Source organism: Calditrichia bacterium (genome assembly GCA_020634975.1).
GTDB lineage: Bacteria > Calditrichota > Calditrichia > RBG-13-44-9 > J075 > JACKAQ01.
This window is the reverse complement of the sequence record JACKAQ010000003.1, coordinates 310,470-336,193: the sequence shown is the minus strand read 5'-3', so window position 1 is coordinate 336,193 and position 25,724 is coordinate 310,470. Positions and strand designations below refer to the sequence as shown.

At 51.1% G+C, this 25,724-nt stretch carries 19 protein-coding genes; 17 read left to right on the top strand and 2 right to left on the bottom strand.

Features of this window, described 5'->3' with window-relative positions; translation table 11 throughout:
• Together H6629_19015 and H6629_19010 are read right to left on the bottom strand one after the other, a co-directional pair.
• Positions 1–2,223, bottom strand: a complete 2,223-nt coding sequence (locus tag H6629_19015; GenBank protein MCB9069874.1) for a hypothetical protein — start codon at positions 2,221–2,223, stop codon at positions 1–3.
• Positions 2,220–4,889, bottom strand: a complete 2,670-nt coding sequence (locus tag H6629_19010; GenBank protein ID MCB9069873.1) for a hypothetical protein — start codon at positions 4,887–4,889, stop codon at positions 2,220–2,222. The genes H6629_19015 and H6629_19010 overlap by 4 nt, the downstream gene beginning before the upstream one ends.
• A gap of 191 nt (positions 4,890–5,080) precedes the next feature.
• Here H6629_19010 and H6629_19005 point away from each other — a divergent pair, with 191 nt between their 5' ends.
• From H6629_19005 to H6629_18925, 17 genes are all read left to right on the top strand, one after another.
• Entirely contained in the window at positions 5,081–5,791 is a 711-nt protein-coding gene (locus H6629_19005) for a FadR family transcriptional regulator (protein ID MCB9069872.1), read from the top strand.
• Between the two features lie 148 nt (positions 5,792–5,939).
• Positions 5,940–8,867: a TonB-dependent receptor gene (locus tag H6629_19000; GenBank protein MCB9069871.1), complete on the top strand. Its 2,928-nt coding sequence runs from the start codon at positions 5,940–5,942 to the stop codon at positions 8,865–8,867.
• Positions 8,868–8,942: 75 nt separating this feature from the next.
• Positions 8,943–10,769, top strand: coding sequence for a hypothetical protein (locus H6629_18995; GenBank protein MCB9069870.1), 1,827 nt, complete (start codon positions 8,943–8,945; stop codon positions 10,767–10,769).
• 67 nt (positions 10,770–10,836) lie between these two features.
• Positions 10,837–11,775: a PorV/PorQ family protein gene (locus H6629_18990; protein MCB9069869.1), complete on the top strand. Its 939-nt coding sequence runs from the start codon at positions 10,837–10,839 to the stop codon at positions 11,773–11,775.
• 131 nt (positions 11,776–11,906) lie between these two features.
• On the top strand, positions 11,907–13,802 hold the full coding sequence (locus tag H6629_18985) for a DUF4185 domain-containing protein (GenBank protein ID MCB9069868.1): 1,896 nt from the start codon (positions 11,907–11,909) through the stop codon (positions 13,800–13,802).
• Between the two features lie 14 nt (positions 13,803–13,816).
• The gene (locus H6629_18980; GenBank protein ID MCB9069867.1) at positions 13,817–14,701 is read left to right on the top strand and encodes an extracellular solute-binding protein; all 885 of its coding nucleotides are present in this window, start codon (positions 13,817–13,819) and stop codon (positions 14,699–14,701) included.
• Positions 14,698–15,183: an extracellular solute-binding protein gene (locus H6629_18975; protein ID MCB9069866.1), complete on the top strand. Its 486-nt coding sequence runs from the start codon at positions 14,698–14,700 to the stop codon at positions 15,181–15,183. Before H6629_18980 ends, H6629_18975 begins: the two co-directional genes overlap by 4 nt.
• 3 nt (positions 15,184–15,186) lie before the next feature.
• The gene (locus H6629_18970; protein MCB9069865.1) at positions 15,187–16,101 is read left to right on the top strand and encodes a sugar ABC transporter permease; all 915 of its coding nucleotides are present in this window, start codon (positions 15,187–15,189) and stop codon (positions 16,099–16,101) included.
• A gap of 78 nt (positions 16,102–16,179) precedes the next feature.
• Positions 16,180–16,932, top strand: coding sequence for a carbohydrate ABC transporter permease (locus H6629_18965; protein ID MCB9069864.1), 753 nt, complete (start codon positions 16,180–16,182; stop codon positions 16,930–16,932).
• Between the two features lie 141 nt (positions 16,933–17,073).
• Positions 17,074–18,147: a DUF4432 family protein gene (locus H6629_18960; protein ID MCB9069863.1), complete on the top strand. Its 1,074-nt coding sequence runs from the start codon at positions 17,074–17,076 to the stop codon at positions 18,145–18,147.
• Between the two features lie 76 nt (positions 18,148–18,223).
• Positions 18,224–19,087 (top strand): T9SS type A sorting domain-containing protein, encoded by an 864-nt coding sequence (locus H6629_18955; protein ID MCB9069862.1) that lies wholly within the window; start codon positions 18,224–18,226, stop codon positions 19,085–19,087.
• Between the two features lie 109 nt (positions 19,088–19,196).
• On the top strand, positions 19,197–19,976 hold the full coding sequence (locus tag H6629_18950; GenBank protein ID MCB9069861.1) for a glucose 1-dehydrogenase: 780 nt from the start codon (positions 19,197–19,199) through the stop codon (positions 19,974–19,976).
• A gap of 60 nt (positions 19,977–20,036) precedes the next feature.
• Positions 20,037–21,122 (top strand): DUF4185 domain-containing protein, encoded by a 1,086-nt coding sequence (locus H6629_18945; GenBank protein MCB9069860.1) that lies wholly within the window; start codon positions 20,037–20,039, stop codon positions 21,120–21,122.
• An 89-nt stretch (positions 21,123–21,211) separates the two neighbouring features.
• Positions 21,212–22,447: a mandelate racemase gene (locus H6629_18940; protein ID MCB9069859.1), complete on the top strand. Its 1,236-nt coding sequence runs from the start codon at positions 21,212–21,214 to the stop codon at positions 22,445–22,447.
• A gap of 70 nt (positions 22,448–22,517) precedes the next feature.
• On the top strand, positions 22,518–23,516 hold the full coding sequence (locus tag H6629_18935) for a sugar ABC transporter substrate-binding protein (GenBank protein ID MCB9069858.1): 999 nt from the start codon (positions 22,518–22,520) through the stop codon (positions 23,514–23,516).
• 108 nt (positions 23,517–23,624) lie between these two features.
• On the top strand, positions 23,625–24,797 hold the full coding sequence (locus H6629_18930) for a hypothetical protein (GenBank protein ID MCB9069857.1): 1,173 nt from the start codon (positions 23,625–23,627) through the stop codon (positions 24,795–24,797).
• A complete protein-coding gene (locus H6629_18925) occupies positions 24,794–25,711 on the top strand; it encodes an ROK family protein (GenBank protein MCB9069856.1) in 918 nt (305 codons plus the stop codon). Before H6629_18930 ends, H6629_18925 begins: the two co-directional genes overlap by 4 nt.
• Positions 25,712–25,724 lie beyond the last annotated feature (13 nt).

Genomic DNA, 25,724 nt, shown 5'->3' with positions numbered 1-25,724 from the left:
TTATTGCTTAACCGGTTTCGCTGATGCATCCAAAATTAGCAACTCGCCGGGGAATTGCCACACCCGGCACAGCGGTTTTTTGGCGCGAATCAGCGCAGCATCGTCGAGCGTTTCGGCTGTCGAATACACCCGTTTTTTGCCGTCTTTACTGACAAATTCATACAGCGGCGCGAGCAATTTGTGCTGCATTGGGAAGCGCCGGAAGTCGTCGCTGCTACCACTCAGAATTCCTTTTTCCCCGGAAATTTCATTTACCCAGTTGCCGCTCATTTTGCCATCGGCGGCTTTTCCCCATGCGCGATATTGTTTGTCAAAATACTGGATGGAGAAAAACAGGCTGTCGCCATCCGTCCGAAATTGGGTGATTTGCATGCCCGGATCGCCGATGGTTGCGCTCAACTGATCGCCGGTTTGCGCCAAATTCAGCTCGATTTCCCGGGTGAAAAAAATCTGGTCGGTGATGGTGCAGCGCCATTTGCCGAGCAACTGCTCGAACGGCGCGGGATCGGGCGGCAGCGCGTAAAACAGCGGTTCGCCTTTGCCGCTCAAACTGAGGGTTTGCTGACCGTTTTTCGTCGATTGAAAAACGGGAACCAGCCCGTCCGTTTTGTGCTCCGGTGCGAATGCCAGAAACGCTATCTTTTGCAATTGTGAATGATCTGGCGATTGGTTGAAAAATCCCAACGATTGTCCACCGGAATTTTTGCCCGTCGCGTAAACGGGCGAGGGGAGATGCAATCGCGGGTCATCGAGCCGCAGGCGATACATCAACTGGTTGTATTCGTATCGCGGAATTGCCGGTTGGTTGGGCAAAAATGTGTTGGAAAAAGTGCCTTCAAAATAGATGTCCCGTCCGCTATTTTCGTCAAAAAACGGGTGATGCACCGGATTGTAAAGCAACTGGTCGTGATCCGCGACTTTTCGGGCAAATACCCACGGACCGAGCGGCGTTTCCGCCTCGGCGAACCACACTTCACCGACGCCAGCACCGGCAATCATGATCCAGCGCTTGCGGTATTCGTTCCAATACAGCGACCCGCGATTGACCGTCACCGCGTCGCCGGTGGCGATGTCCGTGAGGTGCAGCCAGGCGTGTTCCGGTTTCAGCGCACCGGATTGAATGAGCTGCTGCTGTCGTTTCAAATCGATGGCGGCGGTGTTGCGTTTCCAGCCCCACACCGGTTTGCCGTTGGCATCCCGCTCGATTTGGGGATTTTTTTCATCGAACGCAGCGCCGGGCAAAAGGCAGGTGAAGGATTCGTAACTTTCAGCGTCCGAAAGGCTCGCGAGCGTCGGCTTCTGTCGCTGAAAATAAAATTCCGAAGTGAAATACAACATCCGCTCACCGGCGACGTTCACCCAAACCGGACTCACGGTCGAGTGGTAATCCGGCAGCCACGCATCGACCAGCGTGCGCGTTTCAAACAATCCCGAATCTTCATTAAACACCGCAATCCCGCGTTCGTGATTGGTGAAATCGCCTTTCACGCGGGCGTATTTGGCAACGAGCATTTCATCGCCGGATTCATTCGGAATGTTGACCACCCAATCGAACCAGACAAAGCCGGAGCCGGGGCGGACAATCATTTTCCGGGAAAATCCGGTGGAATCCACAAAGTAAGTATAATCAACACCTTGCGATGGCGATAATCCGCCGTTTTCCGGCAATTCAGACGTCGCCGCGGAAACGGACAAATTGCCCAGCGGATAGTCCGGTTTGTGGGTATCGCCCCAAATCCAGAAAATTTTGTTGCGGAAAATCAGGCTCAAATTGGAATCCTGACCTAACACGCGACCGTTGAGCAACGGATTTTTTATCGGCGAGTGGATACCGAGCAATTCGCTGTCGCGATAGATGCCCGCGCCGGTGCTGCGATACATCCGTTCGGCAATTTCGGTGCGGTTGACGCGAACAATCGCGCTGTCGCCGGGCACGGTTTTCAGCGCAACACCGCGCTGTCCGAGAAAATCCGGCGGCTGTTCGTAACCCTGACCGATGATGCGAAAGTAGATGTTTTCGTTCATCAATCCCGGCTCGTAAAAGGCAATGTAGCCGTTGCTGTCGGTCAAAAAACGGATCTGGTTGAGCGTGCGCAACTCGACCATCGGCACGCCGCGACCGGTTTCCGCGTCGATCACCTTTATTTTGAAATAGTGCTCCGGTCCGGCCAAAACAGCACCCGCCAGCAGCAATATCGCAATCGCTATATTTTTGATTTTCATGAAGTTACCTGTCCGTTAGTTGCGGCATATTCCAGCTTAAGGCTGGTGATTTTTCGCGGTTCCAGCGAGAGTTTTGCGGCGTTCCCTGCGGTTGTTGCGTTCGCGACAAATTCCTCCAACGGATTGACGAGCGATGCGCGGGAAAGTTTTCTGCCCGGCACGGAAATTTCGCATTTCGCAGCTGTTTTGCCGTGATTGATCAGCCGGAAAATCGCGCCGCTGCCGTCCTCAGCCGGTTTTACGTGCAGCACTTCGACAGCTTCGCCGGACAGCTCAAAAAATTTGCCCGATTGCGATTTCGGGCAATCGATTGCCGGATGAACCTCAACCGGCGAGGCGACCGCTTTGCCTTCGCGAATCGCGGAAACCGCGTCGAATTTGCCGTGGGTGCGGAAGGCGTAGCGAATTTCCGTCAATCCCGGCTGGCTGGGGCGGAAATTGGTGTCCCAAAAGCTGCTCATCGGCCAGGCGAGGAGCAGGGGATTGGCGGATTTTTCCACCGATTTGCTGATTTTCCCGAAATTGAAGCCGCCGATTTGCACCATCGGGGCATCCGGGCAATACAGGGTTGCGCCGAGCTTTGGCGAGTGCACCGCCGCGAAAGACTCGACCGTTACCCAATCGCGGGACGCGCCGGGCAACTGCTCTGTGTCCAATTCCACAGGAATTCCGGCGGTATCGAAATGGCTGCGCCAGCCTTTCGGCAGGTTCAGCGGGAACACAAAATAGATGTTTTCGGCGGTGCGGATGTCCGATTTCATGATCCGCGCGGTCAGCTCGATGCGTGGCGAATCCGCGAGCAAAGTGACCCGCTGCTCGATCCACTCGCAGCCGGGCGCGGCAAATTTTGTCACCAGCGTCATGCCGCGTGGATGCGTTTCTACGTTACAGGACAACGGCTTGGTCGCTTTTTGGCGACGCGCTTTCCAGTCCGTTTGCCAGCACTGGACGTCAAATTGTTCCGACACCAAATTGCGGCGATAAAAGGCGGTTCGTCCGGAATCCACCAGCGCATCCGGCGATTCGTGGGCGAATTCGAAGAATGTCCACTCGCTGTCGCGATCGAGCACTTCCCAATTATTTTGTTTGTCGAACAGCCGATTGATTCGTCCGGTGGCGAGATCAAATTCCAGCCGGTAAAATTCGCTTTCGATGTATTTTGGCTGGTGAATCACCGTATCGAAATTGATGTTGTGCAGCTCCGGCCCCACAATTTTGATCTCGCCGGTTTCGATTTTTGGCTGATCCGGCGTTTTTTTGAGATCGCCGAAAGGAATTTTTTTCCACGAATACGGCGGTAACTCGACGGGACCGAACAGTGGCGCGCCATTCATGTATTCGTAGCGATTGTTCCAGCCGAATCGCGCAGTACGCAACCGTTTGCCGGGAATCGACCAGTGATCCGGCACGGGAACCAGTTCGTTCCGGGTTTCGGGCGTGTTGTTCACCAGCAAAATGCCGTCCTGGTGATTGGCTTGCGCCGGATTTTCTGCAAGCGATTCCAGCGCGTCGATGGCGAGGTAATCCGCCAATTCACGTGCTTTATAGGCATATCCGTCTTTGATGTTTGCCTGCGTGCGGGCAAAGCTGTTGTCAAAAATCATGGAATTGTAGCTGCCCCAGGTGTGCTCATCGTAAAAATTGAGGTGCCACCAGGCGCGCCGGGCAACCTCTCGGATCGCCGGAAGTTCGTTCCCGCGTGTTGCCGCGATAAGGTCGCGGGTGAGCAATCGCGGCTTCGCCTGCAAATTGGTTTTGGTGATTACTGCATTGCTGGCGCAGCCGAAATTCCAGAAATCCGTCCAATCGCCGGAATACACCGGCATTTCCGAATTCGGTACCTGATCGATTCGTTCGAGCAATTGCTCCGGCGTCACGTAGCGAATCTGCGGCTGTCGGCCGGCGGCATTCCAGTCACGGATCAGTTTTGCCACATCGATATTCGGTGGCGAATTGTCGTAACAGACCGGCGCGTTTGCAGTCGTAAGATAAATAAAATCATGGCGATAGTGTTTTACGTTTTTCAGGAAATCAATGTAGTTTTCTATCCCTTTTTCCATTGTGTCGAGATCGTGCAGATGTGTGTCGAACAGCTGATCGAACATCGTGTAATGTGCGCCGTTCATCACCCGGATGGTTCTGCCGGATGGCGTTTCCCAGCGAATCACCGCCGGGCGCTCGGTGGCGTATCCGCCGAGGTGGCGATTTATGGCCATCACAAACAAGTCGATGCCGCAATCCAGCATGATGTCCGACAGCACCCACGGCACGCCGTTGATGTCGTGCTGGTTGAGCGTGTTGATGGCAACGCCAAACTGCTCGCGCAATTGTTTGATCGGATACAACTGGCGCATGAGCTGTTCCGCGTTCGCCAGCGGCGTGGTGTGGCAGAGCATCGCGGAAATACCGATGCGCTTTTCCTGCGCATATTTGCGGAATTTGTCCACCGATTCCGGCGATGCGGAACGCAGCCATTTGAGCACTTGTGCGGTCACTTCGCAAGTCCAGCGCGGGCGGGCGTGCTCCGGAAAATCGCGGGTTTGGTCGAGCATTTCCAGCGCACCGTCGATAAATTCGCGCTGCAATTCCCACAAAATCGGCTGTGTGTGGGTGTAGCCAACATCAAAGTGGCTGTGGTGTAAAACGAGTATCTCTTTGATTTTCATGGATTTATCTACCTGCTGTTAATCTGAATTCCGGTTTCTGACGGTGTTTGCATCCTGATTAGTTCCGAATTTTAAGGCGTATTTCTAAAAAAATCCGTTGTTGAAGCAAAAGGACTTGACAAGTTAATCCACTCGCAATAAATTTGTCAAGTCATAAGATGACTTTATCAATTTTTCACAGGAAAATCATCATGCCGGATTCGATCACGCCCATTCCCAAAAAAACGCTTGCGGATAATCTCGCCCAGGAATTGAGAAATTTCATCGTAAAACAGCGGTTTATTGCGGGCGACAAACTGCCTTCGACGACCGAATTGGCGCAGCGTTTTGGCGTTGGCATGCCCACTTTGCGGGAAGGATTGAAAAAACTGGAAACCATTGGCGCCGTCAATATTCGACACGGTTCCGGGATTTATGTGGGCGAGCACATCAACAGTTTGTTTTTGATGAACCCGATTGTTTCGGCGGAAACGCCCAACCGGAAGCAACTGCTGGATCTGATTGAGGCGCGATTGGCTATCGAACCGAACACCGCCGCGCTGGCTGCCAAAAATGCCACTACCGAACAAATTGCCACGATGCACCAACTGCTGGACGACGCCAAAAAGAATTTTGGCAATGAGAATGTGTTGAATCAAAAAAATATGATGTTCCACAAAGCCATTTCACGGGCATCCGGTAACGCTGTTTTTGTGCAAATGTTGAGCGTTTTAACCAGTTTGTTTCGCAATGAGCAGCGATTGCTGATCGATATTTTTCGCTCTGTTGAAACGGATCACGAACAGCATCTGGAGATTTTGCACGCGATTGAAAATCGCGATGAGGCGCTCGCCAAACGGTTAATGTTTGCGCATTTGGATGGCGTTCGTTCGGCAATTCTGCGATGGGAGCCCGAAAGTTGAGCCGCTTTTTTTGCCACTGAATCCGGTTTTTGTGAAACATATTTATTTATCATAAGTAATCTACGCGACAATTTTTTTAGTCATTTTTCTCAAAAGAGGTTAAATGATGACTGGCAAGAGGTCTTTTTGTAAACTGTTGTTCTACATAATGTTACTGTTTTATGCAATACCGTTGTTCGCCGGGGAAACCGGTAAAATCAGCGGTGTAATTCGCGATGCCCAAACCGGCGAGCCGCTGGTTGGCGTGAATGTGGTTGTCGAGGGTACCGTGCTCGGCGGCACAACCGATGAAGACGGTCTGTTCGTTATTTTGCAGTTGCGTCCCGGGCATTACGCGTTGGAAGCGATGTATATTGGTTACGCTGATATGCGGGTGGAAAACATTCGCGTATTGGTGGATCACACCACCCGGATCGATTTTTCGATGTCCCAAAAAGCCGTTGAAGGCAGCGAGGTAATTGTTACTGCTGAACGTCCGGTGGTGCAAAAAGACATCACCTCCAGCGTTCAGTTTGTGGGTGCACAGGAGCTTGAGCAATTGCCCATCATCGACGCAAAAGAGGGGCTGTTTCTGCAAACTGGCGTGCTGTTCGACGGATTGACATTGCAGGGACGCGGCGGAAAAGGTGAGGCGCGTTACGCCATTCGCGGTGGCGGGCAGGAAGAGGTAAAATGGTATATCGACGGCGTTCGCACGGCTTCACAGGTGCAGGGCGTTGCGGATCGCGGCGGTTCGTTCACTTCCGTTAACCTGAATGCCATCGAAGAAGTGCAGGTGATCACCGGCGGATTCAACGCCGAATATGGCGAGGCGCAATCCGGCATTATTAATGTGGTGACCAAAGAAGGTAGCGATCAGTTTTCCGGTGCTGCGGAAATTATTTATTCACCGCCGGGACAGCGCCATTTTGGCAATTACGTTTACGATCAATCTACCCAAAAAGAATTTCAGGACAACCGGCTGCCCGATGGATCGCTCGATCCCAACTGGTGGACGGATTATCGCCAAAGCCAGGTGTATGACTATCGCGATTTTGACGATCGCACCCTCAATTTGAGCCTCGGCGGTCCGATTTTCACAACGGACGATACGCGCGGCACCTTTTTTATTTCTTCCCAAGTTGGCAGTTACGCATACACATATCCACGTCCGCGCGACACCCGGGATGTCCGAAATTTGATGGTGAACACCGGTTTCCGGCTCGGTTCAAATATCAAATTGAACATTAGCGGACTATACGATTCCGAAGAACATTCAACGTTGCAGGAAGGATCGGATTACACCAGTCAGGCAAAATACTATCGCGGATGGGGATCATTGGTGAACACGAGCACCACATCTTTCAGCGCACGTTTGACCCACACGCTATCCAACAAAATGTATTACGATTTGAAGCTGAGCCGTTTTTCACAAAAAATTGTTGAAAAACCCAGCGAATTTACCGTTCTGGGCGAAAGCCCAAATCCCGACATTTGGGGATATGACAAATTTGAAGGCTATCCGAACGAACCGTTTGACCAATTTGCCTTTATCTACGATCAGCAGATGGAAAGCGGCGATGTGTCGTTGGTCGGTAGCCTGAACTGGCAATTCGATGCCAACAATTTCATGAAAACCGGTTTCGAATTTCGATACAACACCGTGAACGAAGTGAAATCGAACCGCTATCCGTCGTTCTCCGATCACCCGGACGACTGGATAAATCGTGGATTGCACGAAAAATACAATCCCATCCAGTTTGCGGGATTTGTGCAGGATAAAATGGAATTTGAGGGGATGATCCTCAATTTCGGGTTGCGATACGATTATTTCAATCCGAATCGTGACTGGTTCGATTTTACCAATCTGTATAATTTGGCGATCGATCCCGATTTTGATCCGGCGCTCGACCCGGACGGCGATCAGGTGGATTCGCTCGGTCGCGTCAAATATTCGTTCGACAACGTGTTGGCGAAACCGCGCAAACCGGCACGGGATTATCACATGTTCAGCCCGCGACTCGGCGTTTCGTTTCCGGTTACCGAACGCACCGTTTTGCGCTTCAATTACGGTCATTTTCAGCAAATGCCGCCGTTCGATCGCATGTTCGAGCTCACTTATTTTCGTCCGGAATACATCGCCAAAGGCATTTACAACGCCCGGAATAATGGCGTTGTCCGGCATGTCGCTTCCAACGATGGTGATCCCGAACGTGTTGTATTTTTGACACTTGAACCGTTAAAACCGGAGCGTACCGTCCAGTTTGAAGTTGGCGTGAACCACAATTTTAGAGATATGGCATCGCTCAGCTTAACCGGATTTTACAAAGATCTGTTCGACCAGAGCGAGCCGCGAACCGGACTGTTTGATCGCCGGGTGTACGGCTATGATCCGTTCAACAACCGCATCACGCCCAATACGTTTTACGTCAGCAATTTTCCCGGCGATTACGGCGATTCCCGCGGTTTTGAGTTGAGCGCACGCACGCTTCTCAGCTCGAACTGGAACATTGATGTCAACTACAGTTTTTCAATCGCCACCGAAGGACGCGCAACGCCCGGGCAAATTTTGATCGATGGCGAGGGCGAAGTAGAATATCGCTTCGATGACGAATTAACCCAGCGATTGCTCATCGAAAAAGTATACAGCCGCCCGCATATTTTGCGCGCCAACCTTTATTTGCGCTACCCGGACAATAAATATGACGGATTAGTTTCTACGCTACTCAACGGAGGCAGCGCCAGTTTGCTGTTCAAATTGACCAGCGGACCGACGCTGACTTATCTGGCACCGGATAACCCGGAAATTACCTATCACAACGAACGCTATCCGGCAATTAAAACGCTCGATTTGCGGCTCGATAAAAAAATCCGGCTGTTTGGCAGACAGGAAATTTTGCTGTATTCGCGGATCACCAATTTGCTGAACACCAAAAATTTGCGTTCGTTCGGCGATATTTTCTTCGATGCCAACGCACTCTCCAATTTTGTGGAAAATGGCGAAGTCAGCCAGATCGACGGCGGCGGATACGACATCAGCTATCAAACCTATTACGAACCGCGCCGCTTTTATTTCGGGATGAAATACAGTTTTTGAGGTATGTAAGTTTTTGTTTCTTATAAAATTATAAAAATGTGAAATTAGAGAAAACGAATACATTCGAGTTCAACAATGATTAAAAAACAACTGATACCTGTCATCGTGATACTTCTCGTTTTTTGCACGGCGGGCGGTGCCCAAATCCGTAATGCGGAATTTGAGGTTCACAATCGCGGCATGCTGTGGGAAACGATGAAAGACAACGGCACCATCGGTGCGCCGGATCCGCTGGATCAATTTGCTTTTTATCCCAGCATGGATTGGCCGGGCGGACCGGATGAATTATTGCTCAAAGACGAGCAGCGCTCATACATGGCCGGTGCCGGTTTGTGGATGGGCGGTATGCTGAACGGCTCGGTATTTTTCACCGAAAACGGCCCGTTCCAACTGGTGGACGACGGCACATTTGAGGGCATCGAGAAAATCGAAAACTATCTCGAAAATCCCGGATACAATCCGAACGAGGCGGAAGAGCGCATTATTGCACGATTTGTGACGTCCGAAAATATCCGGGTGGAGCGCACCAGCAGGGTGTGGAGTTTTCCGGGAATCAACAATTTTGTCATCATTGAATATGTTTTTACCAACCAGAACAGCAGCGCGGTCAACGATTTTTATGTGGGATTTCCGTATCTGATTCGCCCGAGCTATCAGGATTTACTGGCGCACAACGGCTGGGGCGACGACGCCAATCGTGCAGATGAAATTGTGGGATACGACACCACCCGCGCCCTGCTCTACGCGTACGACGACACGCCGAACTTCAGTTTGCCCGGCGATGTCGGCAATTACGTGCCGGATTACGACGAGCTGCGCACCACCGGATACGCCGGATATTCGGTGCTTTACGCCGATGCCGCCAGCGATGGCAGCAGCCAACCCTCATCCGCGCTGTATGTGCATTTGCTGGACAATCGCCTGCGGTTAACGCTCAACAGCAACAGCCCGGAATACATGTACGGATTAATCAACGGAACGGACGCCAGTTTGCAGGCAGCGCCCGGCGATCAAATTGTGCCGTTTATGCTACAATCTTGCGGACCGTATAACCTCATGCCAAACAGTCCGTTACGCATTGTTGTTGTGGAGGCTGTCGCCGGTTTGCCAATTGAAGATGCCGTAAAAGGGCTTATCGAGCAGGTCAATTTACCGGAAGGTTTGGGTATGTTGCAAAGCAGCATCGATGCAGCGAAAACGCTGTTCGATAACGGCTACCAAATCGCAGAAATACCGCCACTGCCGCCGGTCATCGATGTGATTCCGATACCCACCAGCCAATCAATTGCTATCTCTTTTGCACCGATCGATACGGATTATCTCGATCCGGTCAGTGGTTCCAACGATTTTCGCGAATACCGGATTTACCGCAGCGACCGCTCATTCAACGGTCCGTGGGAGCGCATCCGGGTGTTGCGTCCGTCCAGCCAAAGCCACGTCAACGACTTTTTTGATGAAGATCAGGGTATCTGGTTTTACAACGATACAGATGTTCAATTAGGTGTAAGTTATTATTATACAGTTACTTCCCGCGATGAAAGCGGTGTGGAAAGCTTTATGACCAACCGGATCACCGAGCCGGTGAAATCGGCGAATCAACCGGCGGAGAATACGTTAAACATCAGCGTTTTCCCGAATCCGTTTCGCGATGATTCCGGTTTAAAATTGAAATCCGAAGCCTACACCATCACCTGGACAAACTTGCCCGCGCTGTGCACCATCCGCATTTACACGAGCGCCGGAGAACTGGTTCGCACAATAGAACACGACAATCCGGCTATCGGCGAAGCCACGTGGGATCAGCTCAATAACGCCCGCCAAAAAGTTGCGCCGGGTATCTATTTCTGGACAGTTTCATCGGATGTCGGTTCTGCCAAAGGCACGTTAGTTCTTATAAAATAACCATCTTGCGGCACGGCAACAACGTGCCCGCCAGTTGCGCACAACAGCGAAATAAAAGGTTCGTGATATGAAAAAATACCTCATCATTCTGGTGCTGATTGCCAGCCAAACTGCATTTGCGCAGTTCGATTATGGCTTCGATTTCAGCAAATCAGGTACTGCCGGTTATCAGTTTTTGAAAATCGGGGTTGGTGCGGAGCAAATCGCCCTCGGCGATGCCGTAACCGCAACCGTGCACGACGCTGCAGCCGTTTTCTGGAATCCCGCCGGATTGGGCTGGCTGGAAAACCGGCAGGTGATCGCCCATTATTCCAACTGGTTGGTGAACAGCAAACATTCCGCATTTGTGCTGGCGTTTCCGTTTAAATCGCTGCAATTGGGATTTAGTGTGGTATCGCTGAATGTCGAATCGTTTGAGGAAACCACGGTGGACGAGCCACTCGGCACCGGACGGATGGTTGATGCCGGCAACGTGATGGCCGGGTTCGCCGTCACCCGTCGATTTACCGATCGACTGAGCATCGGCGGGCAGGTGAAATTTGTACAGGAAAAACTCGATGATCTCACCTTCAACAACGTATTGTTCGATATCGGAACAATCTATTTTACGGGATTTCGTGATTTGCGATTGGCGTTCGCGTTCCAGCATTTTGGTCCCGACCAAACGTTCCGCGATCAGAAATTCAAAATGCCGCTGTTGTTCCGCGTTGGTGCAGCGGACAATCTGGTGAAAAATGAAAATTTCCGGGTTACCGCTGCGGTCGATTTGCTGCACCCGACCGACAACCGGGAATGGGTCAATTGGGGATTGGAGCTGGCATTTCTGGACGCGCTGGCGTTGCGCGGCGGCTATCGGATGAACATCGACGAAGGCAATTTGACGCTCGGCGTCGGATTGATGTCACCAAATGTGGCCGGATTTCAGCCCAAAATTGATTATGCGTACAGCTCGTTCGGTGATGTTTTCGGCGCGGTTCACCGCTTTTCGGTTGCGCTGAATTTTTAACCCGTGCTCCACATGTGCCGAAAAAACACATGTTCCAGGTTTCAGCTCGGAACACCATATTTGAAAAAATTAAAAATACCGTTTTCCGGAAAGATTCAATGCAAAAACGTTTTTATAACCTGTTGATAATTATGACAATAACCCTTATTGCAACCAGTTGCCGTTTCACTTTTATCGATCAACCGGCGACGGTTTTGCCGGGTGACCAATTGACCGTTCAAATGAACGTTGCCATCGAATTTGCACCGGAACCGAACGCCCACAAAGGTGTGCTCTGTTTGCTGCTGCCCGATGACTGGTCGGTGCTTTCTGCAAATTATGCCAGTCCGCTCGCCAACGGCGTGCTCACCGCCAGCCCGGAATGGGCAGACAGCGCGGAAGCCTGCTATCCTGCGGCGGATTTTGGCGCAAATATGCGCTGGTTCGCCATGATTTCGGACACCGGATTCACCTATCAAAATACATTCGATATCGATATCAGCGTTGAATTGCAAAGTGGCACAACCGAGGGTTGTTTCAATATTGGATATCTGGTCACCAAAGCGACCGGCGGATTGCTCTGTTCCGGAACGCCGTCGTGGGCGCCGTTGTCGTATCCGCATCCGGTGGCTGTTTCCGCCAGCGGAGTGGCTTGCGATACGCTCACGGTTCAACGAGCAATCGATTGGGATAATATCCTCCACCGCACATCCGGCTGGACCGGCTCGGACGGGATTTACAGCATCCCGCTTTCCGGCAGGGAAACGCCCGGAAACAGCAGCGAGCAAACGCTGATTTTGTTTAGTGATACGTTTATCGGCGATGTGGACAGCACCGGACGCAGGCTGCCCGGCTGGCGATTGGTCAACAATACTTACGCGATGCTCGACGGCAACGCCCCGCTCGATGAAAATATCGATTTTTTCTGGGCGGAATCCAACGGTTTGCCCGATGCAGTATTCATCCCAAACACGCCGAATGCCGAACCGGACAACTGGTATTGGCTGATGGACGGTATCGCCGAGGGTGACAGCGTTTATGTTTTCGGGCTGCGAATGGAACCCGGTGACGGCGGTGTGTTCAATTTTCGGGTCGCCGGTGTAACGTTGATTTCATTCAAGTTAGCGCCGGACAACACCATCCCCGAATATCATCAGGTGGATGCGCCGCTTTATTACAAAAATGATGCGGAAAACTGGGACATTGCTCTCGGTCAGGCGGTTATGCCCATGCATGCGGCTTCCGGTTATCCGAACGCGGATGGCTATATTTATGTGTACGGCCCGCGCGGATTTGGCGGCGTGAAGCAGCTTGTCGCGGCGCGGGTGCTGCCGGAAAATATCGCCAATTTTGATGAATGGCGTTTCTGGAACGGCACGGATTGGGGAACTGAAATCAGCGAATGTGCTCCGCTAACCGACGGTATTTCGCAGGAATTCAGCGTTACGCCGGTCGGTGACAAATATTATCTCGTTTTTCAGATCAACAACAGCGTTGCGATTCGCATCGGCGATTCGCCGGTTGGCCCGTTCGGCATGCTGAACATCATTTACGAAACGCCCGAGCCGCAAACCGATCCCGATATTTTTGTGTATAACGCAAAAGCACACCCGCACCTCTCGAATCCGGGTGAACTGCTGATTTCCTACAACGTGAATACATTTGATTTTGTCGATCACATCAACGATGCGGGCATTTATCGACCGCGATTCATTACTTTGGCAACCGATGAAAACGTTGGTATTGCAGAGGTTGACGACAATCGTCCGCGCAAAGTGCAACTGGCGCAAAACTACCCAAACCCGTTTAATCCGGTTACCACCATTCCGTTTTCGCTGGAGCGCCCCGCCAAAGTTGAGCTGAAAATTTTCAACGCGCTCGGTGAACAGGTGCGCACGTTAATTAATGAAAACGTCGCCGTCGGCGAATATCGAGTGGTTTGGGACGGCAAAGACGACGCCGGAAATCCGCAAAGTTCGGGGGCATATTTTTACCGCTTCCGGGTCGGTCGCCAGTTTTGGAGCAATAAAATGGTGTTGGTGAGATAACTAACGGTAATTTAATGATCCCAATTCTCAAAAAAATTGGTTTGGCTATCCTCGGCATTGCGATGCTCTGGTTGCTGTTCGGCTATTCGCCGGAAAAGCCGCTGCCGGATGACGGAAAAATTCACGTTGAGTATTGGTATCTGACCGGACAAAAAGAGCAGACGCCATACACGGTTCTGGAATTCAACAAAAGCCAGGACCGGATTGTGGTTGACCCGGTGGCGATCCCGTGGACGGAGCACGAAAAAAAGGTGCTCACCGCAATTTTGAGCGGCAATCCGCCGGATGTGATGACCCAGATTTCGCCGCTGCCGCAATGGGCGTCGCGGATGGCGTTGCTCTCGCTCGATGAATTAATCGCCCGGGACAATTTTGATACGGACATTTTTTTCCCGGCACTGTGGGAGGAGATGCGCTGGCAACATCGCGTGTTTGGGCTGCCCGCGAGCACCGCATCGTATGCGCTGTTTTACAACAAAAATATGTTCCGCGAAGCCGGACTCGATCCGGAAAAGCCGCCGAAAACGTGGGGCGAGGTTCGCGAATTTTCCAAAAAATTATACAAAACCGATGCGAACGGAAATATCGCGCAGATGGGATTTATCCCCGAATACGGCGCGTTGCCCGGTCACGGTGATTTGCCCACAACTATTTTGATGGCCTGGCAACTCGGCTCGAAATTTTTGCTCGATGACGGTGCAACCGCCAGTTTGACAGAGCCGTCAACCATCGAAGCGTTGCAGCAAGTGGTTGATTTTTATGATGATTACGATATGCAAAAAATTACCGCGTTCATTGCCGGATTTGGCTATGCTGATCAGCACGCCTTCGTTTCCAACAAAGTCGCGATGATGACGCTCTCACACAATTTTATTGATTTTATCGCCAATTACGCCTGAATATCGATTACGGCGTCGCGATTATTCCCTCGTTTCCCGGTAAGCCGTCGGCGTCATCGTCCGGCAGTTGGTGGATGGGTATTCCGCGCGGCGCGAAACATCCCGAAGCCGCATGGGAATTCATGAAATTTGCCGTGCAAAAGGAAACGCAGCTCGGCGAAGTTGCATCGCTGGATGAACCGCTGTTTCCGGCAAACCGTTTTGCGGCTACCGATTCGTCATTCGCAACCGACAGCAGCACGATGGTTTTTGTGAAACAAATGGAAGTTTCGCATTCGCCGGCGGTTGTGCCGTTGGTGCACGGCGTATTTTGGCGGGAATTTGTCGGCGCGCGGGAACGCGCCGTAAAACGACTGCAATCACCGGCAGAGGCACTTGCGCAGGGCGAAAAACTCGTTCAATTGGAGCTTGACAAAGCCGTGGCATACGACCGCTATGTGCGTTCGCAAATGCAGTTTGAAACAGTGGAAAATGCGGAATAATAAATGCAAAACTCCTTTACCCAAACATTCAAAAATCCGTTGCAGCGCAAACAGGCGTTGCTGGCGTATGCCTTTATTTCGCCGTGGGTGATCGGGTTTATCGCATTCGGGCTGTATCCGATGGGTATGTCGCTGTATTACAGCCTTTGCCATTACGACGTGCTGCGCGTGCCGCAATACATCGGGATGGCAAATTACAACGAATTGCTGTTTCATGATCCGTATTTTTGGCAATCGATCTGGAATACGCTGTTTTACACGGCGCTGCGTACGCCGCTGGGTATTTTGGGATCGCTGCTGCTGGCAGTGATGGTCAACCAATCCGTGCGCGGGATTCGCTTTTTCCGAACGGCGTATTTCGTGCCGTCGATTGTCACCGGCGTTTCGCTGTCGGTATTGTGGATGTGGATGCTCCATCCCAATTACGGATTGGTGAATATTGTGCTGGCGTTTTTCGGGATTCCCGGACCGCTCTGGCTGCAAAGCACGGAATGGTCCAAACCGGCGATGGTGCTAATGAGCATGTGGTCCATCGGCGGCGGGCGGATGCTGGTTTTTCTGGCGGCGCTGCAAAGTATCCCCAAAGCGCTGTATGAAAGTGTGGAAATCGACGGCGGCAGTTGGTGGCACAAATTTCGGTTTGTTACGGTGCCGATGCTTTCGCCGGTCATTTTTCTGTGGACAATTCTCGATGTGATTGTATCGCTGCAAGTGTTCACCGAGGCATATGTGATGACCAAAGGCGGTCCGCTCAACTCGACGCTGTTTTACAATTTGTATCTCTATTACAAAGCATTTGACGATTTTGCGATGGGCTACGCATCTGCGCTCGCCTGGATTTTGCTGGTGATTACACTGCTGATCACGCTGCTGCAATTCCGGCTCGGCAAGCTGTGGGTGCACTATGATGGCAAATAGATTGGAGCTGTTATCTTAAAAAAAACAGGAACATACATCGCATTGGCGATCTGCGGGGCGATACTCATTCTGCCATTCATGTGGGTGGTTTCCACTTCGCTGAAAGGCAATGAGCAGATTTTCGCGATCCCGCCGGAGTTCATCCCGTCGTCACCGCATTGGGAAAATTACGCCGAAGTGTTTCGCCGGATGCCCTTTTTGACCTATTTTCTCAATTCCACATTCATCACGGTGGTGGCGATTATCGGCACAGTACTTTCCAGTTCACTGGTCGCGTATGCCTTTGCCTGCCTGCGCTGGCCCGGTCGCGATCTGCTGTTCTATTTTGTGCTCACAACCATGATGCTGCCGATGCAGGTGACCATGATTCCTGTGTTCGTGATGTTCAAAGATCTCGGCTGGCTGAACACTTTCAAGCCACTGACGGTACCGGCATTTTTGGGCGGCGGCGCGTTCAACATATTTTTGCTGCGGCAATTTTTTCTCACGATTCCCAATTCGCTGTTCGATGCGGCGCGAATCGACGGTTGTTCAGAGTTTCGCATCTATTGGAATATCGTGTTGCCGCTGGCAAAACCGGCGCTCGCAACGGTCGCAATATTAACATTTCTGTTTAGCTGGAACGACTTTTTGGGACCGCTGATTTATCTGTCCGACCAAATGAAGGGCACGCTGGCGCTCGGTTTGGCGATGTTCACCGGACAGCACCAAAATGAATGGGGATTGCTGATGGCCGCATCGGTTTTGATGATGGTGCCGGTCATCCTGATTTTCTTTTTCTTCCAAAAATATTTTATTCAGGCATTCACAACCAGTGGTATTAAAGGATAAAGGGTAAAGGAAAAAGGATAAAGTAGGAGCACGGCGGTGACGTGCCAAAAAATGTAGCGGCGTTTCACGAAACGCCAAAAATGAAAAGAACAAAAAAAACAAAAATTTCGCGGTTTTGAATCACCAAAACAGGACAAAAAAATGACACACCCCAATCGAAATTACGGCTGCCGCATTTCCGATGACTGGCAATTGAAAGGCATGAAAACCGTTGTGATGGAAAACGAGCTGTTGCGCATCACTATTTTGGCGGACAAAGGCAGCGACATTTACGAATTTTTGTATAAACCGCTGGACATCGATTTTATGTGGCGACGACCCGGCGAACTGCGCAATCCCAATCGCGGACTGCCCACAAACGCCACAGAAAACGGTCCGTTTATGGATTTTTACGAAGGCTGCTGGCAGGAAATTCTGCCGTCCGGCGGACCGGCGAATGTGCACAACGGCATTCCGTACGGTCAGCACGGCGAGGTTTGCAACCTGCCCTGGCGCTGCGAAATTCTCAACGATTCGCCAGAGGAAATCAGTTGCAAATTTTCCGTTCGCGCCATTCGCACGCCGGTTCGGGTGGAAAAAACACTCACGCTGAAACGCGGCAATCCGGCGCTGTTCATCGAAGAAAAACTGTTCAACGAATGCCCGGAAAAACTGGATTTTATGTGGGGACATCACCTTACTTTCGGCGAACCGTTTCTGGATGAACATTGCCGCATCGATACGCCGGCATCGGAAATCTACATTCATCCGGTGGAATATTCCAAAAATCACCGCTTCCATCCGGCGAAAAAATACCCGTTTCCGTTCGCCAAAAATCGCGATGGCAAAGATGAGGATTTCCGCGTGATTCCCCCAAAATCCCGCAAATCGGAAGACATGACTTATTTTCTGGATTTGAAAGAACCGTGGTTCGCACTTACCCACACCCAAAAACAGGTCGGATTCGCGCTTCGCTGGACGGGCGATGTGTTCCGCTATTTGTGGTATTGGCAGGTGTTCAACGGTGGGCAGGGGTATCCGTGGTTCAGCAACACTTACAACATCGGGCTGGAGCCGTGGACGAGTTTGCCGACGTCGGGTTTGTCGGATGTCGTCAAACAAAAAACGCATTTGGTGCTGCCGCCGAACGGGCAAATCAGCGCTTCGATGACTGCGGCAATTTACACCGGCTTATCAGAAGTGAACCATGTTTCAATAAATGGAAAAGTTTCGTAACTTATTGTTTATTATTTAAATATAAATTGTATCGGTCACACAAAACAATACTCAATCTAACAGAAAGGAGTCCAGTATGCAGCGACAAACGTTAAAGAAATTTGCCGTACCGGCAACTCTGGTCGCATTGCTTTTTCTGGTCAGCGGATGTCTCGACATCCTGCAAATTATTCAACCCTCAAGTGTCCTCCCGGGTGCAACTTTTGAAGCGACGATCGAAGTTGCATTGGATGAAACCGGTTGCGGTTGCCCCGGTGGCGGTCCGTCTGCCGGTTTGGTTGCGCTCTTAATCCCGACGGATTTCACCGTAAACAGCATCGAATACGATGGGGATTACGGTCCGGAATTTATGGATTTTCTCCATCCGGACAGTGTAGATATTCAACCGGGTGCAGGCACAGATCACTGGTATGATTCGTTGATGACCTACTATCCGCCGCCGGCAGGTATGGATTGGTATGTGTATCAAGGACCATTGCAAAACTGGATCGGAACGGACACCAATTATGTATCGGTTACGGTAAATATGACCGCAGGTGCTGCCGGACAATACGATCTCGGGTATTTCACATCGACCGCAGATTACAATTTCGGTAGCCCGACGGAAACGGATATCAGCCTTGGAAATTCACTGACTGTCGGGACAGTTGGCATCGAAGACGATCGCCCGCAATTGACAGATTTCGCGCTCGAACAAAACTATCCGAATCCGTTCAACCCATCGACCACCATTCGCTATTCCGTAAAAACCAGCAGCGATGTGAAATTGACTGTGTTCGATGTGAGCGGAAAAGAAGTTGCGCAATTGGTGAAAGGCACAAAAGAAGCCGGCAGCTACGAAGTGAATTTCGATGCGACGAATCTCACCAGCGGTGTTTACGTCTATCGCCTGACTGCTGGGAATTATTCTGAAACCCGCAAAATGATGCTGGTTCGCTAATCGTTTTATTGACGTTGTGTTTCTCTGAAAAAGATTGAAATTGGCGGGTGTCCGGTTGAATCACTCAGCCGGATGCCTGCTTTTAAACTGGTGAAAATCAAGGTAAATCATGGAATTCCAAAACAAAGTTGCGGTTGTAACCGGAGCGGGGAAGGGGATCGGCAGGGCAACAGCAACACTGTTTGCTGAAAAAGGTGCATCCGTTGTCGTTGTCGATCTGGATGATTCTGCCGGAAAAGCGGTGGTTTCGGAAATCGAATCTTCCGGCGGTAACGCCGTTTTCGTGAAAGCCGATGTTGCCAAAGCTGCCGATGTGCAGAACATTCCGCAGGCTGCGGTAAAGGCATTCGGCGGAATCGATATTTTGCACAACAATGCCGGCATCCAGCATTACGGCAACGTGGTCAGCACGCCCGAAGAAGAATGGGATTTTGTGTTGGGCGTGAATCTGAAATCTGTATTTCTTTGCGCCAAATACTGCATCCCGGAAATGAAAAAACGCGGCGGCGGTGCGATTATCAACACGGCGTCTGTGCAGAGTTTTGCCTGCCAGCCGAACGTTGCGCCATACACTACATCGAAAGCGGGCATTTTGGCACTGACCCGCAGCATCGCGGTGGATTTTGCCAAAGATAACATTCGCTGCAACGCGATTTGCCCCGGCTCAGTTGATACGCCGATGCTCCGTTTTGCCGCCAACGATCTCGCCACGCCCGAAAAAAGCCCGGACGACCTCATCAAAGAATGGGGCAAATTCCATCCGGTCGGGCGCGTTGGACGACCCGAAGAAGTGGCGGAACTCGTACTGTTTTTGGCGAGCGATCGCGCGCCGTTCATCACCGGCTCGGCATATTTGATCGATGGCGGTTTGCTCTCCACCTTTTTTTAGGACATGTAACGGCGCGGCATTGACGCGCCGGATAATCTGTAAAATTACCGGCACAAAATCATGACATCACCGGCTGTAAAAATAGCAAGCATTCGCGATTTAGGACCGCAACTGACCGACAATCCGCACCAAATGGTCGGGCAGGACGGCGCATATTCCATTCCGCTGAACAACGGGCAAACGCTGTTTTTTTTCGGCGATACGCTCATCGGCAGCCGCGTTCCCGGCGAAAGTATCTGGTATCCCGGCGGGCAGCCGGTCGGACCGAAAGACATGAGCGGTCGCGGTAGCATTCGCCGGATGGTCAACAATTGCGGGTTGCTGATCGACAATCATGATGCCCGCAACGGGCTGCGCGATTTCAAATATATTCTCGATGATGACGGCGAAATCCGCACGTTGATTCCGCTGCTACCGGACGAACATCATGATGAAATCCGGGTGTGGTGCATGCACGGCATTGCCATCGGCGAGAAAATCTATCTTTTTTTCGTGAAAGTAGAGATGCTCAACGACGGCCCGTTCCCGGTGAATTTTGATATTTTGGGATCGGGAATGGCGGTCGGCACCGTCGGCGAGTGGAAATTTGAGCGTGTTTATCACAACGGTTCGGATTTATTTTGGCGAAAAAAAGACCCGCAGTTCGGCTCTGCCGCGCTGTTAAGTGCCGATAAACATTGGATTTATCTCTACGGCGTGAAAATGGATGCCCAGTTTGTTCAGCAATCGCATCTCGCGCGTGTGCCGGTGGCTGCGCTCGAAGATCGCGACAGCTACGAATTTTTCGCCGGTGACAATCGCTGGCGCAAAAATGTGGATGACGCCGTACCGGTTTTCGACGGTCCGCCGAATGAGCAATCGGTAAACTGGAACGAATATCTCGGTTGCTATCTCGCGGTGCATTCGCTGAATATCACCGGAAAAATCGTCGCCCGAACAGCACCGCAACCGTGGGGACCGTGGAGCGAACCTGTTGAAATTACTCAAATTACACCGGTTCGCCAAACGCCGTTGCCATATCCGCCACTGGTTTACGCAGCCAAAGCGCATCCCTCGCTGAGCCGGGAAAACGGGCGCATTATTTACGTCACTTATGTTGAATTTGAGGAATATTATCCACACTTGTTGGAAATAACGTTGATATAAGGATAAAGGGTGAAGGATAAAGGATAAACTGAAAAATGTAACTTTATCCTTTATCACTTATCCTTTATCCTTCTCCGAAGGGGAAATTTATGAAAATAACTGATATCAAAGCGACCACTGTATCCGTGCCGTTAGAAGCGCCGCTGCGTCATGCGGCAGGCTCGCATCCGGGGCGATTTGTGCGCACTGTTGTGCAGGTATTCACCGATGAAGGTATTGTCGGATTGGGAGAAGTGGGCGGCGGTGGTAACTCACTGGAAGCGGAAATCGAGGGTATGAAATCCACGCTTGCCGGACACGATCCGTTTAATTTGGAGATGCTCCGCTGGAAAGTGAACAACCCGATTTTATCTGCCTATACTTCTAAATTACAGGTACTTGCGCCCATTGAATTTGCCTGTCTGGACATTATGGGAAAAGCCACCGGACGTCCGGTTTGCGACCTCATCGGCGGGAAAGTGCGCGACAAAATTCCGTTTGCTGCTTACCTGTTTTATCGCTACGAACGCGACGGAAAGGGTGGGGAGGAGACCGCAGAACAGATGGTGGTTCATGCCCAAAATCTGGTGGACGAGCATGGCTTCACATCGCTGAAATTAAAAGGTGGCGTTTTCCCGCCCGCGCACGATGTTGAGGTAACCAAAGCGCTGCGGGCACATTTTCCACACCACAAAATCCGGGTCGATCCCAATTGCGTTTGGTCGGTGGAGGATGCCATTTGGGTTGCCAAACAGATTGAGCCGCTGGATATCGAATATTTTGAAGATCCGGTATGGGGCATGGCCGCGATGGCGCGCGTCAAAAAACAAACGTTTATGCCGTTGGCGACCAACCACATCGTGGTTAATCCAGATCAGTTGGCGCCGGGCATCAAAATGGACGCAGTGGATGTGATTTTGATCGATCCGCATTTCTGGGGCGGTATCACTACTGCGCGAAAAGCGGCATTCGTTTGCGATGTGTTCGGGCTGGGTGTTTCGATGCACAGCGGCGGCGAACTGGGCATCTCGCTCGCGGCGATGCTGCAACTGGCGGCGTCGCTGCCAAATCTCGCATTTCCGGCAGATGCGCACTATCACCATGTGGTGGACGACATCATCAAAGGTGGTAAAATCAAATGTGAAAATGGCGATATGACCGTGCCGACCGGTCCCGGTTTGGGTGTGGAGCTCGATGAGGACAAAGTTGCCAAATACGCCGAAGCATTCAAAAAAGAAGGGCATTATCATTACAATCAGGATCCCGGTCGCCCGGGCTGGACGATGACGATTCCCGGTTTCAACTACGCGCAGGTTGGGAAACACCAATTTAAGGATAAAGGATAAAGGAAAACGTAGAGGCGCTTCACGAAGCGCCTAAAAAAATTGGTCCATTATCTTTTAAACAGGAGCCAGAATGTCAGATAAAATAAAACTGATCGAGAAGCGGTTAAAAAATTTGCCGCTCGTTAATGCCAAACCACCAAAAAAGGTGGGATACGTTGTTAATTATTCGTTCCACATATGGTATAAAGTGGTGATGGATTTGATGAAAGCCCGTGCCGCGCAATACGGCATCGAGGTGCTGATTCGCGATGCGAAAATGGAGCTGGCAACCGAACTCGCCGCGATGGACGAGTTGATTGGTGAGAAAGTGGATGTGCTGATTGTGACGCCGGTGTCATCGCCGGATATCGCAAAAGTGATCGAAAAAGCAACATCTGCAAACATTCCGCTCGTTCTGGAAGCCAATCCGGTGCCGGGAATGACCACAATGGTGGCAATTTGTGATTACGATGCCGGTGTAAAAGCCGGAAAATTTGCGGGGCATTATGCAAAATCGTATCTCGGGGGCGTGGCAAAAGTGCTGGATATCGCGCTGCCAACCTTGCGCCCGTGCCTCCTACGGAGCGAGGGATTTTTCGACGGGTTGAAATCGATCATCCCGGATGCGGAACTGGTCGAACGCGGCAACGGCGAGGCGATGGTGGATATTTCCGCAAATCTCGCTAAAAGTGCATTCGCCAAACGCCCGGATATCAACATCGTTTTCGGAATGGATGACGAATCGATCCACGGCGGATTGCACGCAGTTGAGGAAATGGGATGCGACAGCAAAAACCTGCTGCTGGTCGGTTTCGGCATGGCTGGCGACGCGGATAAAGATTTGCTGATGAACGGCGGCAGTTGGAAAGCCAGCACTGCTATGTTCCCGGAATGGGTGGGTTTACGCTGCATCGATCAGGCGGTGAAAGTGTTCAACGGGCTGCCCGTGGTCGTTCACGATGTAGCCCCGACAGTGGTTGTCACCACCGAAAATCTGACCAAATATTTCAGCAAAACGGATGCGGGATGGATCCCCGAATTTGCCGCCATTGCCGCAATCGAACGCGAAAAATCCTGCACCCAACTGTAGAGACGATTCACGAATCGTCTCTAAAATTATTACGAATCGTCTCTAAAATTATCACGAATCGTCTTAAAAATTATCACGAATCGTCTTAAAAAAAACGCTGCCGAAAAAATGGACGTAACCGCAATTATCAATCAATTAAAACACATCAGCAATGCCGGGGAAAAATCCCGGTTGATCGATGAATTGATTCGTCAAGTGCAAAAAACCGGAGCACCGGTGGTCGAAAACGGCACGAACGTCACTTTTCTCTATCGCGGTGACGCCCAAAACGTGGGCATCATCGGCGATTTAACCGACTGGAAAACCACCGAATATTTCGAACGAATCCCGGAAACCGACCTGTTTTTTTTGCAAATGGAGCTGCCATCGGACGCGCGGCTGGAATACAACCTGATCATCGACGATGCCGAATTTCTCGCGGTCGATCCGCTCAATCCTTTCAAATCGCTGAACGGACTTGGCGAATTATCCGAACTCACGATGCCCGAATACGTCCATCATCCGCTGTTTCGCGAATATCGCAGCGGCAAAAAAGGGGGATTCGATCGTGTGCAATCTCATGAAATTCCGGCTGGCGCGTTGGGATATTCACACACGGTTCACGTGTATTTACCGCCGGAATACGCTTCAGAAAAACGGTCGTATCCTGTTGTTTATTTTCAGGATGGCGAAGATTACATCGAGTTTGCGCAGGTGCCGCATGTGCTCGATCAACTGATTGGTGATTCGCTTATCGAGCCGCTTATCGCCGTGTTTGAGGCGCCGCCCAATCGCCATTTGCCCGCATCGCCAAACCGGATGACGCAATATGGAATGAACGATAATTTTGTCAAATTTTACACGGATGAGCTCGTCCCGTTTATCGATTCGCGCTATCTTGCAAAGCCAACGTCGTCGTCGCGACTGGTTGTGGGTGCGTCGTTTGGCGGATTAATTGCCGCGTATATCGCGTTCCAGCGACCGGAAATTTTCGGGATGGCATACAGCCAATCCGGTTATGCCTCGTTTCAAAATGACCGGTTGATCAACGCATTTCGCGAAAGTGACCGCAAGCCGATCCGATTATATGTGGATATCGGGCATTTTGAACGTTTTGTCGGCGGGATGTTTTTGCCGGCGGCAGAAACCGATTTTTTGGCGGGTAACCGTCGTTTACGCGATGCGCTGACAGCAAAAAATTACGATGTTGTTTATCGCGAATACCCCGAAGGACACACCTGGGGCAATTGGCGGCGCCATTTAATCGATGGATTGATTCATTTTTTTGGGGTGCAGCAATGAGATTTGGAATGGATTTTGGGGGAACAAATTTGAAAACCGGCATTTTTGACGAATCCGGTGAAACCCTTCGTTTTGTTGAGCAACCGTTGGCAGATTTTACCAAAAAAGGCGATTTGCTGGAGAACCTGATCGATCACGCCCGGCAAATGGTCCGCGATGTTGACGTGCACGCCGGCGGTTTGGCAATCAAAGGGCTGATCAATTCGGATACCGGAATCATGGAAGATGATGTCGGTGCCGGGCTGATGTTCGCCGGAAAAAACCTGCGCCAGCCCTTTGCAGATGCATTGGGATTTCCGTTTGTTGTGGAAAACGATGCCCGCGCTTATGCCTGGGGCGAGTGGAAATTTGGTGCCGGAAAAGGCAGCAAGTTGTTAATTTGTATGACGTTAGGAACCGGATTGGGTTGTGCAGTTGTGAAGGAAAATCAACCGTATTTTGGCGCGGACGTGCTCGGCGGAATTCTCGGCGGACACATCAGTATCGATCGGTTTGGTCCGGAATGCGCCTGTGGGAATCGCGGTTGCGCCGAGATTTATTGCTCTGCAACGGCGCTGATGCACCGGATTTTAAATTCGCACCCAAAATTTCACAAATTGGATGATCCGCTGCCCGATTTCTTCAAGAGTGTGCAGGAAATTGGCGGCGCATATTACGAAACTTTTCGCGCATACGTTGAGGATTTGTCGATTGCAGTAACCAATGTGATCCACGCTTACGGGCCGGATCGGGTGGTGTTGGGCGGCGGCGTAATGAATAGCGCAAACCTGATTTTGCCCGAACTGCTCCCGCTGGTGAACAAACGCGCGTGGACAATTCCGCGCGGAAAAGTGCAAATTTGCAAAGCGGAATTGGGCAACACTGCCGCCGCGCTCGGCGTCGCATTTCACCCAAAACTGGAAAATGGAAATTAATTAAAACAAATAA